Source organism: Oscillibacter sp., from assembly GCF_040505565.1.
Lineage (GTDB): Bacteria > Bacillota > Clostridia > Oscillospirales > Oscillospiraceae > Oscillibacter.
Genome location: NZ_JBEUWZ010000005.1, coordinates 7,464 through 25,240 on the forward strand (window position 1 = coordinate 7,464; position 17,777 = coordinate 25,240).

The following is a 17,777-nucleotide window of genomic DNA, read 5'->3' on the forward strand; positions in this document are numbered from 1 at the left end:
CGGGATTGACGGTGCCGCTGAGCGTCAGGTCAGTTCCCGCGGTTGCCGTTGTCGGCACACCAGTGATGCCGGTCACGGCCACAAAGGCGGGTGTTGCCGCGCTGACGGTAATGTCAAAGTCCTGTGTATAGTCGGTGCTTGATGTCGTGCCGTTTGCAACGGTCGCGGTGACGGTCGCGGTACCCGCCGCTGTTGTGGAAAGCACGCCGTTTGTGACCGTAGCGCCGGTCGTTCCCGCGCTCTTAAGCGTCCAGGTGATGGTTTGGTTCGTCGCGGTAGCGGGATTGACGGTGCCGCTGAGCGTCAGGTCAGTTCCCGCGGTTGCCGTTGTCGGAACGCCGGTAATACTGGTCACAGCCACGAATGCCCCGCTCACCGTCACGGTCAGCGTCGCGTCATTTCCACCGTTGAATCTGAAGGTCAGCGCTGTATCTCCGGTAGAAAGTCCGGCAAGATATTCTTTCTTGAGCGTCACCGTCTTTCCGTCCGCAGAGACAGTATAATTGGCGCTGTCGACTTGCGTTTCTCCGATATAAATCCCGCTGAAAGTATTGCCGTTAAGCGCCAGTGTCACGGGAATATCCGCATAACCAGTACTGCCTATGTTTTTGTCAAAGCTCGCTATCCCCGGCGAAACCATACTGTTATCCGGTTGTACCGTCAGTGTAAACTGCTGCGTCGCGTCCGGTGATGTTCCGTTGGCGGCGGTAATAGTAAACGTACTACTGCCCTTGGTTGTCGGTATTCCGGCAATGGTCGCCGTGCCGTTCTTATTATCTGTAAAGGTCACTCCGGTGGGGAGCGTTCCCGTTTCGGTGAGCGCCGCCAGCGGATAATTGGCGGTGGAGACGGTAAATGTTCCGGGACTGCCGACCGTGAAATCGGCATTATCGGCGCTTGTAAACTGCGGCGCCGCTTTTACGATGGTCATATTTGCGGTTTGTGATGTACTTGCGTATTTCGACTTTGCGGTGGTATCGGGCGAATAGGTTGCCGTTATGATACAGGTTCCGTCACTCATGCCGTTGAAGTTTCTTGTCACGGCAAAAACCGCCGACCCGTTGCTGATCTGTACGCCCGTGGCCGTTTGGGAATAGTTGCCCGATTTTAATTTGAAGCTGACGCTGCCGGTCGCGTCCGAAGGAAAGTTGTCGGCCCTGACGACAAATGGATTTGTGGTTGATGATACTGAAAAACCCGCCGAATATAAGCTGGTTATTGTAACAGTATAGCTTTCCGTAGCGCCTTCGTAGGTACTGTCGCCGTAATAGACGACATAGATTGTATTGGTGCTGCCTGTGGGAAACGTTCCGCTATTGAGTGTGCACTGCGCTTTTCCGCCGGAAAGCGGCGCGGAGCCAATCAAGTTTCCAGCATAGTCGGTAAAGGTCACCGTTCCGGTCGCGTCTGTGTGGCCGGTGCTCGCCGTAAGGACGACGGGGTCGTTGAGGTTAAAGGATGCCGAAGAAGGAACGGTAAAGCTCGGATCACCTGATCCGGTTATGGCAAAATGCACCGTGGCCGACGAGCTTGCGTAACTGCTTGATCCGTGGTAACTTGCGGTTGCGGTTACCGTATAATCGCCGCATATGGCTTTGAAGCTGCTTATTGGAACGGTAAATTGCCCCGAGGTTACGCCGCTTGATAAAGTACCCGAAGTAAGTGAGACAGTTTGCGCCCCATTCGTCGCGCTGAATTCCACTGTTGCGGTAGCATTCGACTGAATACCTTCGACCGTAAAGGTAACGGAACCGCTGGAATCGCTTGCTGCGCTCGGTATGTTTTCGAACAGTGTAATCGTTGTCACGGCCGACGTAACGGTAAAGCTCGTCGTCGCGTTGGAAGGCTCGTATGTACTGTCACCGCAATATGCTGCCGTCACGTTGTAGGTTCCTACAGCAAGATTCGATTTGGTAACGCAGTTCGCCGCGCCGTTTGAAACCGCGGCTGTCCCCAGAACCGTTCCGTCAGAATTCGTAAAGGTAACCGTTCCGGTGGCGGCCGTCGGCAGGCCGCTTGACATCAGGCTAACGGGCGTTCCATACATGACTGAGCTGTCTCTTACTGAAGCCGTCAGGGCCGTCGGGGTTGTGCCTGTGACGATGAACGTGGAAGCCAGCGTGGAACTAGTGCCCAAATAATTAACATCTCCGGAATAAACGGCTGTAATGTCGTTGTAATTCCCGATGGGGAGCGTAGTCGCGGTATCGCAGCTTGCCGTGCCGCCTGAAACCTGCGCCGTGCCGAGAACCGTTCCGCCGCTGCTTTTAAAGGTGACCGTTCCGGTGGCGGCCGGCTGAAGACCGGTCGCCGTCAGCGTGGCGGAGGAACCGGAAACGATACTACTTTTGTTGACGGAAACGGATAAGGTGGTACTACTCGTAGGCGTCGGAAATGTGGCTTCATCAACTGCATTAGTTGCCGAATTGGCAATGAGAATGTGGCTGTTGTTTGCATTTTTGTCTTTGGTGTCGTTATAAAAGCACATGCCATTATTGCTGACACCGCTGGAAAGTATGGTGACGACATTTCCGAGCGTGTCGATTCGATAAAGCTTGCCGTCGCCGTTCGCGTAAAGGTTTCCGTTGCTGTCGAGGACAAGATGGCGCGCCCTGACATTGGCGATGACGGAGCAATCGCCGGAAAAGTCAAATTTTTCTATTACACTATTTGAGTAATCCGCGACATAAACGTTTCGTGCATTGTCCGCCGCAAGACCGTCGTAGTCGGAAAATTCCCCCGGATAACTGAAATGATCAGTTGTATTGACCACCATTCCGGAGGAGTCCACAGACTTCCTATAAAGAGTGTTGCCCTCCACAAAAAAGATGTCTGAACTACTGTCAAATGCTAAATCCCCCGTATAATCAGGCTTAGACCAAGAATGAAAAGGAATATTGTTATTATCAGTTGATGAACTAATTATTGTACAGGAGGCTGCGATTCTACTATTGATGTAATCGCCGACATATAAATAATTGTTGTAGTACTTGATACACGACGACTGTGCCACTTCTTTATAATAGTAGACGCTTCCTTGTTCTTCCAGGCCTCTGTCGTCGGATACATATACATGATTGTCCGAATCGACCGCCACGCCGGTGGCATGGGGAAAATGGTAGGCAAAGTTGCTATATTTCTCAGCGATTGAAGGAGCGTCCGCCGCCGACGCCTTAAGCGTGATGGTCGGCAGCAGCGTGAGCACTATTACGGCGCTCAGCAGCAGGCTAAAAAATTGTTTTCCTTTTTTCTTCATGTAAGTTTCCTCCAGATATACCTTGGCTCATTTTGGCAGCAAAAACGTGGCCTCAGGCTAACTAATTTGCAGATTATAAAGTTACACCTTACATTATAAAGAACATTTTTCCATTGCGCCATTGGCCGAGGTACAGGCGAAAGTACAAATTTTGCAAAAAAAATTACTCCCGCCCCGGAAAGACGGAAGTAATTTTTGAATTTTATACCAATCAAGCTATTGAAGCAGTTCCAACGCCCTTGCCCGGGTGACGGCCTCATTGCGGTTTTTTACCCCAAGCTTATCGAAAATATGGGAGTTATGTTGTTTGACCGAGCTGAGGGAAAGCCGCAGCTCCTCCGCGATGGCGGCGTTCTCCTTGCTCTCCGCCAGAAGCCTTAGTATTTGAAGCTCCCGCGTGCTCAAAAGGCTCGCTGTAAACGCGCCGGACAGCACAGTGCCCTGTTCCTCGGCGGACTGCACCGTGTGCAGGTACTCATTGGTCATGCGGAACAGCTTTTTCGCGTAGAGCTCGTGCTGTAATTCCTCATCACTGCGGCTCATCACCTGATAGTGGGATAAAAGCTCCGCCATGGGCGCACCCTCGTCCACAAAGGTTCGCACATAACCCTCAGCCGAGCCGATGAAAAGAGCCTCTTCCAAAACCTTCGCGCCCTTTGTATAGTCCCCGGTTCTGGCGTGGCAGAGGGCGACAAGGCACAAAAGCTCCATCCGGCTGTACAGACGGTTCTCCTGCCGGGCAAAGTCCTCCAGCCGCTTCAAAAGAATCAATGCGTCTTGCAGTTGCTTTTCCTGCATCAGGAACCGGGCAAAGACGGTATATTCCGCCTCCCGGCTTGCGGAAAGCGGGTCATAAACGCTCAGACGACCGACATCCAGCAGAGCCAGCGCCTTATCCGTGTCGCCCGCCCGCAGGTGCAGCTCCGCCGCGAAGATGTCCAGATGGTACTGCCAGACGCTGCCCGGCTTGTCCCCAAGGAGCCTTTTCGCCTCCGCGACCGCAGAAAGCGCACCCGCAGGGTCGCCCTTTGCCAGTCTGCCCTTTGCCTGTACAAGAAAGCAGGGGACGATAACGCCCGGGAAGCCGATGCCGATAATTGTTTTCATGTGCTCGGTCAAAATCCCGTCCAGCTCGTTTAGGGCATTGCGTTCGTATAAAAACTCCGCCGCGACCACGGCGAAATAGGCGGCATAGCTGCCCAGCAGACCGTCAAGGACATCTAACGCGGGCATGCATTGCTCCACCAGGCTCAGTCTGCCGCGAAAGCCGTAAGCCGTTTTCAGCATATTCGGCTCGCCCCAGTTCATTTCGCCGATGACCACCGGCGTGTTCAGCTTCATCGTGCTGAGAAAGCGCATCCGGTCCAGCACCCGCGCCGCGTCAAGCCGATAAAAGGCGGTGTTCGCCTCGGCAAACAAAACGTGCGCTTCCAGATAGTCATGTTCTTCCTTTTCAAGACGGGCTTTGTTGCGCTCAAAGCAGGCACGCGCCTTTTCCGTCCAGACCTCGGCCTGTTCCACCTCATTTTCCATGGACAGAATCCACGAATAGGCGGTGAAGGTCGTGTTGCTGTTTTCGTAGAACGTCTCAGGGATAGCGTCGATCCACTGCTTCCACAGCAGGAATTCGTTGTCTCGGGTCATGTCGAACCAGCGCTCCATAACCAACGGCAGCGCCCGCTCATAGTCTCTGGACTCAATGAGCCAGTGTATGCCGTCGGCAGTCTGTCCATGGGCCAGATACCATTCTCCTGCGCGGCGGTAATAGGGACGCCGGACTTCCTCGCTTTCCTGTTCAAAGCGATCCAGCAGGAAACGCTGGAATAGATGATGGTAGCGGTAGCAGCTGTTCTCGGTGTCCATTGGGATGATAAAGCTGTTGCTCTCGGCCAGAAGCTTTAAAAGCACCGTGCTGCTCTCGTGACCGGTGACGGCGGTGCAGAGCGGACCGGAGAGCCGATCCAAAAATGCGGTGTGAATCAAAAAGGACTGGATTTTTTCCGTCCAGCGGCAAAACACCTCATATTCCAGAATGGTACTGACATCGTTGTTTCTGCCGGAAAAGCCCCGTATGGTCTGCGCCCTGTCCCCGCTTTTTTGGATGGAAAAGGATGCGGCAACAAGTCCGGCAACCCAGCCCTCGGTAAACGTATCCATGATGGACAGTTCTTCATCCGTCAGGCAGAGTCCCTTTCGCGAAAAAAACTCTGCGGTTTCTTCCGGAGCGAAGGCAATTTCATTGGCTCCAAGCCGGATAGCCGCACCACGTGAGCACAGCACGGAAAGATAACTTTCCGGCTCTTTTCGGCTGAGAAAAATCAGCTTGATATTAGTCGGCAGAAGCCTGACCAGATGCTCCACGCTGCTTTGAATCGTACTGTTTTCAATCAAGTGATAGTCATCCAGCACGATGATGAATTCCTCTGGCACCTGCTCCAGCATGGAAATCAGAAGATCCACCGAAATGTTGGAGGCCACAAGCTTTGCATCGATGGATATCGTCTCAAAATCGCTGTTTCCGCAGCACCGGGCAATAGCCGAGGTCAAATAGCGCCAAAACCGCACAGGGTCGTTGTCCGATTCATCAATGGAAAACCATGCGTGCTTTCTGTTTTCCCGGATCAGATAGTCCACCACGGCGGTGGTTTTTCCATAACCGGCAGGCGCGGAAATATAGGCAAACCGATGCTCAGGCAATAAGCTGAGCTTTTCCTCAATCTTCTTTCTCTGGACAATCCCGCTGCCGACACAGGGCATATGTAATTTTGCTTGGAACAAAATGTCACCTCCGAGAAATCGTTTTAAAATCTTTGCAATGATTATACTGTTTTATCATAGAATTTACAATTATTACTCGCCAATACTTGCCCACATATTCGGAATTTTCTTGTCCCTATCCTGACTATGATACTCTTCGATGTGACTGAATAAATCGAACTGAAAGAATCTGTGCTTTTTCCAGTGTTGCACGACATTAGCGTGAAACCCGATCATGTTGCTGTCTAGCCACACGCTTTTGCTCTTTCTCGGTCTGCTCCTGTCGTTTAATCGCTTCTACAGTAGCCGCCACACGTTCCGGGCCATAAGCGCGGCTGACGCGCTCATAATTTTCAGCCGCATTCCGCAAAACCCGATTTTCGGAGACGACGTCTTCCAGTCTGTCGGAAAGCGTATTGTTTTTACTGACCTCCCGATTATAGGAAGATTGCAGTCGCTCAAACTTACTGACAAGATCAAGATAGGCGTGATACACTGAGCGCAGAACTTTCACGATTCCGGCAAGAAGTGGCTTGACCTTTTTCTCCCGGTAGGCTCTGGCGCATTCCAGCGCCCCAGCCTCCGGTAGTATTTTTTCCGGATCATTGGAATACTGCGCGGCCAGCATCTCCATCTTATTGAGTTTCGGTGCAAGATCGTCCAGCCGGGCTTTTGCCTCCTTTGCTTCATTTTGAGTGTCAATTTTTTCTTCCTGAAGATGTAAGATTTCGGCTTGCGTCTCGGTTTTAGCCGCATTCAGTTCTTCAAGCCGGTGTTGCTCCTGCTCGACTTTGAACTGTGTCACGGTCAGATGCTCCTCAGAGCTGCCGCGCTCACCGCGCTCCACATCGTCATAACCGGCAGCTCGCATAAAACGGAAGAAATCATCCTGAAGGACGCTGTAGGATTTCCGCAGCACCGGTTTGCCGTTTTTTTGTAAAATTGGATTACCACCTTCATCCAGAGCGGGCTTGGATATCCACTTCTTGCTGCTGCTCACTTGCATAACAGTTTCCTTAACCGTGCCGACCAGAGACGGGTCTTTACATCGCTTCGACCAAAGTATTTTTTTCTCCACGACGGGGATATATGCGACGTGCATATGATAGTGATAAACGTCCTTTTTCAAGGCCTCGGACATAGCCCGGTTGCGTTCGTCGGCATGCATGACGGCTGAGAGGATGTACTGTTCACCTCCGACGATCTCCACGGCAGCTTTATACGCATCCTCATAGAATTGCTTAGCAAATTCATACCCGCCATGATTGTGGAAGTATGCTGAATTTACATCGAAGATCAGCTCTCCATACAGGTTGGCATCCTCTTTCAGGCCACGTGTAGAGATCACCTTGTCTGCTTCCATTTGAGCGAACATCTTTTCATAATCATCAGCGGGTGTTTTGAAATGTATATTGAAATTGGAGCGTTCCGGTACAATATCCGGATTTGTGTAGGATTCTTTTTCACGTTCGTTATGTCGTTGCGTGTTGCCGATCTTTCCACTTGACAGGTTGACATTTCTTGCGCTGATTCGGTCAACACCATCATTTCTTGCCATAGGCGTTGTACCTCCATTTTAATTTATATACGCTGAAAGCCACCGGGGAACGCACTTTTTCAAAGTGTAATAACCCACTATGACACTTTCATCCCTGCAGGCTGCAAAGTGCCGTGGGCTGCCTGCAGGCAGAGGGCAAGTATGCGGCTTCTGCGGAAGCCTCCGCCGTGTTTGCATGTGGCACCCACATTGCAAATACGGCACGGCCAGCGGTTCTGCTTTACTAAGCATCCCGCCGTCCAAATGCGGAGGAAATCTGTGATATTTCCTTCGCCTGTCCGCGGTACAATTTGCGGATTGTGCCGCGGGGACGAAGGTACGCTTTGGCTTCCGTGACGGTCGTGTCGATGGTGACGGTGTTTTTGACACCGCCGCCGCTCCCCGAAACACCGTCACGACCGTCACGATCGACACGCCTCGGAAGAAACCAGCGTGAGTCTGATGAATCTCCCGGAGTGGGCTCGGCTGCTCTCATAGTGGATGCCGTGTTCCTGCATAAGACGACCAGCGTTTACGTTTAACCGCAGAGTAAGTACATTGGGCTTTATATCCAGGCCGAGAGCAGCAACCAGTTCCGTAGGACTGCCAAACCATTCAGGCTTTTCCGCTGTCACCAGCCGGGAAACAAAATCCAGAATTGGATCAGGCGGGGCCTTCCAAAGCTCTGTCTCCGCTCGCTCCAGTTCCCAGGACAGATACTCGGGATCTCGTTTCAGATAAAGTCGCTGATCTTGCTGATCCCTCCCAGAGATATCAAGCGTTGCTGTATCATCGGTGCGTTTTTCTTTCTGCAGCAGAAATGCTCCATCCGCTGCTCCCAGAAGCCCATTTGTTCCGGATATCATATCGAACTTATCGTCAGCCTGCTGCTTTCTCGTGTGATGCACCAACAGCATACAAAGACTGTTGCGGTCTCCGAACTGCTTAAGCTTTCCAACCACCTCATAGTCGCTGGCGTAACTGATTTTTTCACCGCCTGCTTCCCGGATTTTCTGAAGTGTGTCAATGATAATCAGCTTGGTATCCGAGTGCTCCCGCACAAATTTCTGAAGCTGATCTTCAAGGCCTGAATTGAGCTGTTTTGCGTAGATTGCAAAATGCAGATTATCTGTTCCCTCCACGCCGAACATACGGAACATACGCTCCTGCAATCGGCTATAATCATCTTCCAAAGCGAGATACAACACTGTCCCTTTATGAACCTGATAATTCCAGAGCGTAAGCCCCGTACTGACATGGTAGGCAAGCTGGGCCATCAGAAACGATTTACCGACCTTCGGTGCTCCAACAAACAAATATGTTCCCATACAGAGCAGACCGTCGATTATGTACGGTCTGCTCTGATAAACATTTTCGTAGAGTTCATTCATGGATACCGTATTAAGATAGGCCGGGTCGTTCATGCGCTGCATCATCCGCAGCATCTCTTCGTAATTTTTCTCTGGGGGATTGTTTTCAAAAATTTCTTCTGCTATACTTTGTTCAGAGTTTTTGGAAAGCGGCTGTTCCCCGTCTGTTGGCGCAGGCGGAATCTGGACAGCCGGTTTTTCTATTTCAGTCGCCATTCATCTCATCCTTCATCCCATCCATAATGGCGGCGATCATATTGATCGTATCCATCAGCTCATCATCCACCTTACTTCCCGCCTCAATTCGCTGCAGTTCGTCTAGCACCGCGGTAAGCTGGTTACGAAGCGCCTTATATACCCTCGGATTGCCCTGTACAACAACGTCCTTGCAGAGCAGCCGTCGGGTGATATAGTCCTGCTTTGTAAGCCCGGTCAGCTTGACGGCAATCTCGATTTGCTCATCTTCTTCCGGCGATACATGAAAAGCGACTGTCTTGTTCCTCCAACGGTTATGCTCATCCCGATTTTTTTGCGACATCTCTTTATCTCCTTTCCAGTGCCAGCTTGTTTGCCATTTCCGCCTGCTTTGTTGGAAACAGGTGTGCATAGCGATATGTAATATCAATACTCTCATGTCCTACCCGGTCGGCAATAGCCACGGCGGAAAATCCCATTTCTATCAGGAGCGATACGTGACTATGACGAATATCATGTATTCTGATTCGCTTTACCCCCGTTGCTCGTGCCCCGCGATCCATCTCGTGGTGAAGATAGGCCTTGGTAATCGGGAAGATGCGGTCTCCACTACTGCAGCCATATAAGGATTTGATATATTCCTGCATTTCTTCACATAGAAAATCAGGCATGGCAATGATACGATTGCTCTTAGGCGTCTTTGGCTCGGTAATCACATCCTTGCCATTGAGCCGCTGATAGGATTTATTGATGGATACTGTGCTTTTCAAAGAATTAAAATCTCCGGCTGTCAACGCCAGCAGCTCGCCCAAGCGGATACCGCACCAATAGAGCATTTCAAAAGCGTAAAAAGAGATCGGTTTATCCATCATGGCATCAGTAAACTTCAGGTACTCGTCCTTTGTCCAGAACAACATTTCTTTGGTGGATTCCTTCTTGCCCATGTTACCGACCTTGGCTGCAGGATTGGACTTGAGTTCATAAAAACGCACTGCGTGATTGAAAATGGCACTCAGTTGGTTGTGCATACTTTTGAGATAGGTTTGAGAAAATGGCTTGCCGTCCTCGTAGCGGAAAGACATCATCTCGTTTTGCCAGGCAATCACATCCTTTGGCGCAATCTCCGACATTTTTTTATCTTTAAAATAAGGCAGAATCTTTCCCTCGATGATGCTGTTCTTTGTCTGCCATGTGTGCTCACGGATACGGGCTGTCATATCTGAAACATAGATTTGCACGAAGTCCGCAAAGGTCATATCCAGATCCGCAGACTGTTGCAGCAAAAATCTGCGTTCCCATTCAAGAGCTTCACGCTTTGTCGAGAACCCTCTCTTTAGTTTTTTAACTTTAGCCCCTTGCCAGTTTTGATAGTAAAAAGCAGCGTACCAGTTACCCTTTTTTTCGTCTTTGTAAGCTGGCATATCACTGTTCCTCCTTTTGATTTTTTTCCATTCCGTAGAATTTTTCCTCGAAGAACCTTCTGCTGACTCGTCCTGCTATGGTCATAAAGCCTTTTTTACTCAATTCCTCATTGAGCTTACGAATCAAACGGTATGCGTAGGCACTGGATACTCCCAGCTCCTTTGATACATCCGCTGCGGTAACAAACAGTTCTTTACTCATGTGTGTTCAATCCTTTCTTATATTCGCATTTTTGTTAATGCTCTACGTGAATTATACATTAACAAATATGTTAATGTCAAGCATCTCATTCGCATATTTGTTAATAATTTTCTTGCAATTTCTCTCTGATTGCACTATACTCATTACAAAGGCGGTGACGAAATGACAATCGGAGAGAAAATTCGGCGGATACGAACCTTTCGGGGGATGACTCAAAAGGAGCTCGGCATTGCCATAGGACTGGACGAAAAGGGTGCGGATAACCGTATTGCCCAATATGAAACTGACTACCGAGTTCCCAAAAAGGACTTGCTTGATAAAATCGCCCATGTACTGGATATAAACCCGATAAACTTCTGGATCACAGGGCTTGGCCATGCTGAAGAAGTCATGCTGACTCTTTTCTGGCTGGAGGAGAGTATGACCGGCAGCTTTGAGCTCTTTCACCTTGAGCGTAATCTGGGACTGAATCAGCCCCATTCAAATGTTGCATTCTACAATCCCTCGGAGGAATGGCCGACTTGTCCACCAGTGGGATTGTATTTCAAATATTATTTAGTAGATGATTTTCTCCACGAATGGTTAATTCGGCAAGAGGAATATGCCTCCAAAGAAATCACAAGAAATGAGTATTTCGAATGGAAACTGGGCTGGCCCGCTACCTGCGACGACCGCGGAAAGCATGAACCGACAAAAAAATGGCGAAAAGTCTGATACTACAAAATATAAAAACCCCTCTCGTCTGAACTTTGCGTTCAGACGAGAGGGGTTTCCTCATGTCTAAATGTTCCATGGGGATAAGTTTCAGTATCAAAACAGTATCATTTAACTGCTTTGCAGTCACAAAACCCTGTATCCATGCGGGTTTGCGGAGTTTAGAAACTTATTCCCACTCGATGGTAGCCGGGGGTTTGGAGGTGATGTCGTAGACGATGCGGTTGATGTGGGGAACTTCGTTGACGATGCGGGTGGACACGCGGTCCAGCACGTCGTAGGGGATACGGGTCCAATCGGCGGTCATGAAATCCGTCGTCGTCACACTGCGCAGGGCCAGCGTATAATCATAGGTCCGCCCGTCTCCCATGACGCCCACGGAGCGCATATTGGTCAGTACCGCGAAGTACTGGTTCATGGAGCTCTCCAAATGCGCCTTTGCAACCTCGTCCCGGAAAATGAAGTCTGCCAGACGCAGGGTGTCCAGCTTCTCCTTCGTGATCTCCCCAATCACCCGGATGGCAAGGCCGGGTCCGGGGAACGGCTGGCGCATGACCAGGTATTCCGGTAGGCCAAGCTCTCGGCCTAAGCTTCGTACCTCATCCTTAAACAGCATCCGCAGAGGTTCAATGATCTCCTTGAAGTCCACAAAGTCGGGAAGCCCGCCCACGTTGTGGTGGCTCTTAATGGTGGCGGAGGTACCCAAACCCGACTCAATCACATCGGGATAAATAGTGCCCTGCGCCAGATAATCCACTTTGCCGATCTTTTTGGCTTCCGCTTCAAAGACCCGGATGAATTCCTCACCGATGATCTTGCGCTTGCGCTCCGGCTCTGTCACGCCCGCCAGCTTGTCCAAAAACAGATCTTCGACGTTGGCGCGGACAAAGTTAACATCCCATTTTTTGAATGCGGCTTCCACCTCGTCGCCTTCGTTCAGACGCATCAAGCCGTGATCCACGAAAACACAGGTCAGCTGATTTCCAACGGCTTCAGCAATCAGCGCCGCAGCCACAGAGGAGTCCACTCCGCCAGAAAGGGCCAGCAGCACCTTGCCGTCCCCGACCTTCTCACGGATTTGACCAATGGCGGTATCCCTGTAGTCACCCATGGTCCAGTCGCCCGCGGCGCCGCAGACCTCATAGAGGAAGTTACGGATCATGTCGGATCCATGTTGGGTGTGGTTTACCTCGGGGTGGAACTGGACGCCGTAAAAGCTCCGCGCCTCGTCGCAGATCGCAACGGTGGGGCAGGCGTCGGAGTGGGCCACCAGAGAGAAGCCAGCGGGGACCTTTTCCATATAGTCGCCATGACTCATCCAAGTGATGCCCTCCCGGGGAAGCCCCTTAAAGAGCTTGCAGTCCGTGTTGAAATAGGTCTCGGTCTTACCATATTCCCGGGCGGTGTCCCCGGTGCCGGCGGTGACCTTGCCGCCCAGATGATGGGCCAGCAACTGGCAGCCATAGCAAATACCCAGAATGGGAACGCCAAGCTCAAAAATAGCCGGATCCACCTGAGGAGAGGCGGGGTCGTATACGCTATTGGGCCCGCCGGTAAAGATGATGCCAATGGGGGGATCTGCATCCAACTCGGTCAGAGGGGTGGAATAGGGCTTTACCTCGCAGTAGACATTGCACTCGCGGACACGGCGGGCAATGAGCTGGTTATACTGCCCGCCAAAGTCCAGAACGATGACTTTCTGCATATCAGTCGTCCTCCCGGAATACAATATTGCCCGGCTCGGCGGACTCAATGATGGCCAGAGATTTCAAATTCATGCCCGCAGCCCGAAGCCGGTCGCCGCCGCCCTGGAAGCCCTTTTCCACGGCGCAGCCAATACCAACCAGCGAAGCGCCGGCGGCTTTTACAATGTCACATAGGCCGCGCATAGCCTCTCCGTTGGCCATAAAGTCGTCGATGATCAGGACCTTGTCGTCGGCGGAGAGCCATTCTTTGCTTACCAGCAGGGTAATCTTTTTCTTATAGGTATAAGAGAAGATATCACTTTGATAAAGACCGCCCTCAATATTGTCGCTCTTGGCTTTCTTGGCAAAGACCATGGGCTTGCCGAAGTGCTGTGCGCAGATCGCTGCCAAAGCGATGCCGCTGGCCTCGGCGGTGAGGATCATGGTGACTTGATCCATGTCAAAATGCCGGCCGAATTCTTCGGCAATGTGGACCATCAGGGTGGTGTCGATCCGGTGATTCAAAAAACCGTCCACCTTGATGATATTGCCGGGCAGAACCTTGCCTTCTGTGGCAATACGGTCCTTTAATTCCTGCATGAGCTGTGTCCCCCTCCGTTTATTTCGCGCCCCCGGTGCGAGGACGCGTGTTTTTTTGATCAGTACTATTATTATGGATGGGGCGCGATTTTGCAACTGTTTTTACAGACAAAAACGAGGTTTTCTGGAAACAATGCTTGTTAAATTTGTCTTTATACGGGAAATCGCTGTATGTGGGGAAGACAAAACTTCCTCTTCGTGCTATCCTTACCCAAAGGGAGGCGGATGATTTGGACCAGAAAGTGATTGGAACGTTTATCGCGGCGCTGCGCCGGGAGAAAGGGTGGACGCAGGCAGAGCTGGGGGAGAAGCTGAATGTGACGAACAAGACGGTTTCTCGCTGGGAGACCGGAAATTATATGCCGGATCTGGCGGCACTGGTGCCGCTGTGTGAAGCTTTGGAAATCGGCGTCAACGAGCTTTTGAGCGGACGGCGTCTGAAGGATTTTGACTTTCGGCAGGCAGCGGACATCAATGTACTCACGGCGCTGACAGAGCAGAAAATATGGCTGAGGCGGAAACGAATCAGCGATGCTTGTGGCGGCGGAGGCGTGGGGATTTTACTCTCCGTGCTTGCTGCGCCGGACTCTTTGCGCAAAGCGGTGGTTGCCGCCATGGGATTGGCAGCGATCTGTATCAGCTGGATTCTCCGCGGATGGATGGACCGGCAGATTTTCGGAGAAAAGAATGCAAGCTGAAGCGGCATAAAAAACGGGGCGGGCATCAAAGCGATGCCTACCCCGTTCTGTCCATAATTATTTACCTTCGACGGCGTCGGCGGCGGCACAGAGCCAGTCGCCCTGAAAATCCTCGATGTTACCCGCGTCGGTGAGCGCGGCCAGAGCCGGGTCAACGGGCATCTGCGCCAAGAGCTTCAGACTGTGCCGCGCGGCGGCCTCGGCAGTTTTGCCCTCGCCGAACAGATAGATCTTTTTCCCGCAGTCCGGGCAGGCTACGTAGCTCATGTTTTCCACCAGACCCAGAATGGGAATCTCCATCATCTCCGCCATCTTCACGGCTTTTTCCACCACCATGCCCACCAGCTCCTGGGGAGAGGCCACGATGATGATGCCGTCCAGAGGAATGGACTGGAACACGGAGAGGGACACGTCGCCCGTTCCGGGAGGCATATCCACAAACAGGTAGTCCACGTCCCAGATCACGTCCGTCCAGAATTGCTGGACCACACCGGAAATCACCGGACCGCGCCAGATCACCGGGTCGGTCTCATGCTCCAGCAGCAGGTTGGTGGACATGATCTCAATGCCGGTCTTGGTTTCAGCGGGCAGGAGAGACTGACCGTCGCCCTTGGCGCGTTCGTGAATGCCGAACGCCTTGGGAATGGAGGGACCGGTGACGTCGGCATCCAGAATGCCGGTTTTAAAGCCCCGTCGCCGCATGGTTACCGCCAGCTGACTGGTGACCATGGATTTGCCGACGCCTCCCTTGCCGGAGACAACGCCATAGACCTTCCCGATGTGACTTTCGGGGTTGGCCTCTTTCAGCAGGGACTGGGGCTCCTGCCGCTCTCCACAGCTTTCGCCGCAAGTGGAACAATCGTGGGTACACTCGCTCATGTCAATACTCCTTTTGCCATTTAATAGATGTTATTTAAATGTTAGTATTTGGATCGGAAGATATCTTATACCCCGGACGTGCTGTTCGTCAACCGTTGGACGGCAATCTCCGGGTCATTTGCAAAAAAGGCGGCTTCCCGGCTGTGGCAGGTGAAGAGAAGGATCTGGCGCTTTTTTCCCTCTACCTTCAAAAGACGCAGGGCGGTTTCACAGCGCCGGTCATCAAAATTTGCCAGAGCGTCGTCCAGCACCAGCGGAGGAGCATCTTCTTCCGGCAGGACCAGCTCGCAGATAGCCAGTCGCGCAGCCAGATACAGCTGATCGCCGGCTCCGGCGGAAAGCAGCTGTGCATCCCGCCAAACCGCGTCTCCTGCTGGCTCAGCCGAGAGGTGAAAGCTGCGGTCCAGCACCACGCCGGTATAGACCCCGCCGGTGAGGGCGGAGAAAATTTGCGCAGTCCGCCGCCCCAGCTCTGGGGAAAAACGATTTTGCAGCTCCGTGTTGGCGCCCTCCAGCGTTTCCATAGCCAGGGCGATGGACTGGAATTCCCCCTCCAGAGTTTCAATTTGTCCGGAGAGCTGCTCTGCCTGCGCTTCCAGCGCGGCTCGGTCGCCCAGAGCGGCAATCTGACCGGAGAGACGGTCGGCAGTGGATTGAGCGGCGGTAAGCTCCGCTTTTACGGACAGCAGGGCCGCACTCAACGCCTCCCGGCTCTCAACCGGGGGCGCGGCGGGGAGGTCATCTGCCGGAAGGGCTTCGTCTGGGAATTGGCGGCGCATGGTCTCATACCGCAGTTGAGCAGATTCCGCGGCGGTCTGAGCGGCGGAGAGCTCCCTGCGCCTGACAGCGCACTCCCGCAGCGCTGCGTCAGCAGCGGGAATGTCGAACGCGGCGGGGGCGAACCGGCGGACCTCCAGCAAGATGCCCTGTTCGTTAGAGGTAAGGGAGGCGTACAGTGCGTCGTAGGTAGCAGTGGTTTTTACAACCGCATTCTGGGCCGCGTCCCGGGCTTTGCAGAGCGCGGCGTAGGCGTCAGTCAAAGCTGCAAGGTCTTCAACAGAGGTCGCGCCATAGGCGGCGAGGTACGCATCTAGCTTTTTCCGGTCACTCCGTTCCCTGTTAAAAACGGCAAGAACGCCCGACAGAAAGCCAATGCCTCCCATCGCGGCAAGAGCCCACAAAGGATATGGCGCTCCATTCAATGCGCTGAGTAGAAAGGTCCCCCCAGCGCCCACAATCAGCAGGAGAATAGGAAACCACCACGTTTTAGGGCGGACAAGGGGTATGCCTTGCGCGGCTCTGCGGGCCTCCTCCGCCGTCCGCCCCGCAAAGGGACTTTCACTGACAGCGGCTTCAGCCTTGACGCTGGATCTCATGGCAGTGTCCTTCTCCACCATGGCCTTTTCCACGCTTTTGCGCACCGTCTCCAGATTGACGATGGCTCCCCGGAGCCGGGCGATGGCCTCGTTTTGCGGCAGACGGGTTTCCTCCGCCTGCCGACGGAGATTGGCAGCTGTTTGCTCCGCTTCCGCAGCAGCGGTCTCCGCCTCCTCCAAAACCCGGCGCTTCTGGGCTGCGTCCCAGTGGTCGTGGAGCTTCAAAAGTGCGGAGAGGTCCGTTTCCCGCTGGGACAGGCGCGCAATGTCCCAGCGGGCTTCCACAAGCTTGCTTTCCGCACCCGACAGAGCGTCCAACTGCTGTCTTGTCTCCGCCAACTCCAGCTCCAGCGCCGGAATCTGACCGGTCCTGTTATGTCGGCGGCGGTTCAATTGCCTTTTTAATGTATCGGCGGCCTCGGAGTAGGACGTGTCTTCCTCGCCGGTGGTGATAAGGGCGGCAATCCGCTTTTCAAGGCCCGCGTCCTGGCTTATAGCGAGACCTGTCTGACGGATAAAAGCGCTACGCTCATAGACCTCCCGACTGACGCCGAGCAGAGTTTCACCGCAGGTTTGACCGGTGATGCCCGGATATTCGTCGCCGGTTCCGGCATAGACTGCCTTAAAATCGCCCATAGGAGCAGTCTGCCGCCTTGTCTCCCGGAAAAGAGTCAGCTCATCATTCCCGGCGCGACAGTCCAGACGGCCAGACATGACCGCGCCGCTCCAGGGCGCGTAGCGGTTCTTGTCCGCAATAAAACCCACCCGATCCCGCTCTCGGCTGTTGATGCCGTACAGCATGGAGAGCAGAAACGCGCACCAGGTGGATTTGCCGATCTCATTGGGAGCCTGTAAAACGTTCAAGCCGTCGGACAGAAGCAGAGTTTCCTGATTCAGCTTGCCGAATGTGGCGCTCATACGATGGATACGCAGAGAAATCACCTCTGTTTATAAATTTCATATATGCATATCATATCATATATAAGTAGAAAAGCCCAGAGCCATTTCGAAATTACCGGTCGGATGCCCACCATAAGGGAAAAAGATAGTAAATATCAAAAAAAGTAAAAAAGAAGGTAAAAAGGGG

Annotated in this window: 13 protein-coding genes; 2 read left to right on the forward strand and 11 right to left on the reverse strand. The window is 52.6% G+C overall.

Annotation, left to right across the window (positions count from 1 at the left end; genetic code table 11):
- The 7 genes from ABWQ15_RS01715 to ABWQ15_RS01745 all read right to left on the reverse strand — a co-directional run.
- Positions 1-3,256 (reverse strand): Ig-like domain repeat protein (locus ABWQ15_RS01715; protein WP_353907097.1); only part of this gene is annotated, 3,256 nt, incomplete at its 3' end.
- A 216-nt stretch (positions 3,257-3,472) separates the two neighbouring features.
- A complete protein-coding gene (locus ABWQ15_RS01720; RefSeq protein ID WP_353907098.1) occupies positions 3,473-6,034 on the reverse strand; it encodes a winged helix-turn-helix domain-containing protein in 2,562 nt (853 codons plus the stop codon).
- A gap of 196 nt (positions 6,035-6,230) precedes the next feature.
- The gene (locus tag ABWQ15_RS01725) at positions 6,231-7,571 is read right to left on the reverse strand and encodes a plasmid recombination protein (protein ID WP_353907099.1); all 1,341 of its coding nucleotides are present in this window, start codon (positions 7,569-7,571) and stop codon (positions 6,231-6,233) included.
- Between the two features lie 401 nt (positions 7,572-7,972).
- A complete protein-coding gene (locus ABWQ15_RS01730; protein ID WP_353907100.1) occupies positions 7,973-9,136 on the reverse strand; it encodes a helicase RepA family protein in 1,164 nt (387 codons plus the stop codon).
- Positions 9,126-9,458 carry a plasmid mobilization protein gene (locus ABWQ15_RS01735; RefSeq protein WP_353907101.1) on the reverse strand — a complete coding sequence of 111 codons (333 nt, stop codon included), beginning with the start codon at positions 9,456-9,458 and terminating at the stop codon, positions 9,126-9,128. Before ABWQ15_RS01735 ends, ABWQ15_RS01730 begins: the two co-directional genes overlap by 11 nt.
- A 4-nt stretch (positions 9,459-9,462) precedes the next feature.
- Positions 9,463-10,536 (reverse strand): site-specific integrase, encoded by a 1,074-nt coding sequence (locus ABWQ15_RS01740; RefSeq protein ID WP_353907102.1) that lies wholly within the window; start codon positions 10,534-10,536, stop codon positions 9,463-9,465.
- Position 10,537: 1 nt separating this feature from the next.
- Positions 10,538-10,738 carry a DNA-binding protein gene (locus tag ABWQ15_RS01745; protein WP_353907103.1) on the reverse strand — a complete coding sequence of 67 codons (201 nt, stop codon included), beginning with the start codon at positions 10,736-10,738 and terminating at the stop codon, positions 10,538-10,540.
- A 162-nt stretch (positions 10,739-10,900) separates the two neighbouring features.
- Between ABWQ15_RS01745 and ABWQ15_RS01750 the strand changes: the two genes are divergently transcribed.
- Positions 10,901-11,452 carry a helix-turn-helix domain-containing protein gene (locus ABWQ15_RS01750; RefSeq protein ID WP_353907104.1) on the forward strand — a complete coding sequence of 184 codons (552 nt, stop codon included), beginning with the start codon at positions 10,901-10,903 and terminating at the stop codon, positions 11,450-11,452.
- A 169-nt stretch (positions 11,453-11,621) separates the two neighbouring features.
- Here the strand turns inward: ABWQ15_RS01750 and guaA are convergent, their stop codons facing one another.
- Both guaA and ABWQ15_RS01760 read right to left on the reverse strand, forming a co-directional pair.
- Positions 11,622-13,157, reverse strand: coding sequence for a glutamine-hydrolyzing GMP synthase (gene guaA, locus ABWQ15_RS01755; protein WP_353907105.1), 1,536 nt, complete (start codon positions 13,155-13,157; stop codon positions 11,622-11,624).
- Position 13,158: 1 nt separating this feature from the next.
- The gene (locus tag ABWQ15_RS01760; protein ID WP_353907106.1) at positions 13,159-13,737 is read right to left on the reverse strand and encodes a xanthine phosphoribosyltransferase; all 579 of its coding nucleotides are present in this window, start codon (positions 13,735-13,737) and stop codon (positions 13,159-13,161) included.
- A 230-nt stretch (positions 13,738-13,967) separates the two neighbouring features.
- Here ABWQ15_RS01760 and ABWQ15_RS01765 point away from each other — a divergent pair, with 230 nt between their 5' ends.
- Entirely contained in the window at positions 13,968-14,435 is a 468-nt protein-coding gene (locus ABWQ15_RS01765) for a helix-turn-helix domain-containing protein (protein ID WP_353907107.1), read from the forward strand.
- Positions 14,436-14,492: 57 nt separating this feature from the next.
- Here ABWQ15_RS01765 and ABWQ15_RS01770 read toward each other — a convergent pair whose 3' ends face one another.
- Both ABWQ15_RS01770 and ABWQ15_RS01775 read right to left on the reverse strand, forming a co-directional pair.
- Positions 14,493-15,314, reverse strand: a complete 822-nt coding sequence (locus tag ABWQ15_RS01770) for a P-loop NTPase (RefSeq protein ID WP_353907108.1) — start codon at positions 15,312-15,314, stop codon at positions 14,493-14,495.
- 65 nt (positions 15,315-15,379) lie between these two features.
- A complete protein-coding gene (locus ABWQ15_RS01775) occupies positions 15,380-17,608 on the reverse strand; it encodes an ATP-binding protein (protein WP_353907109.1) in 2,229 nt (742 codons plus the stop codon).
- Positions 17,609-17,777: the final 169 nt, after the last annotated feature.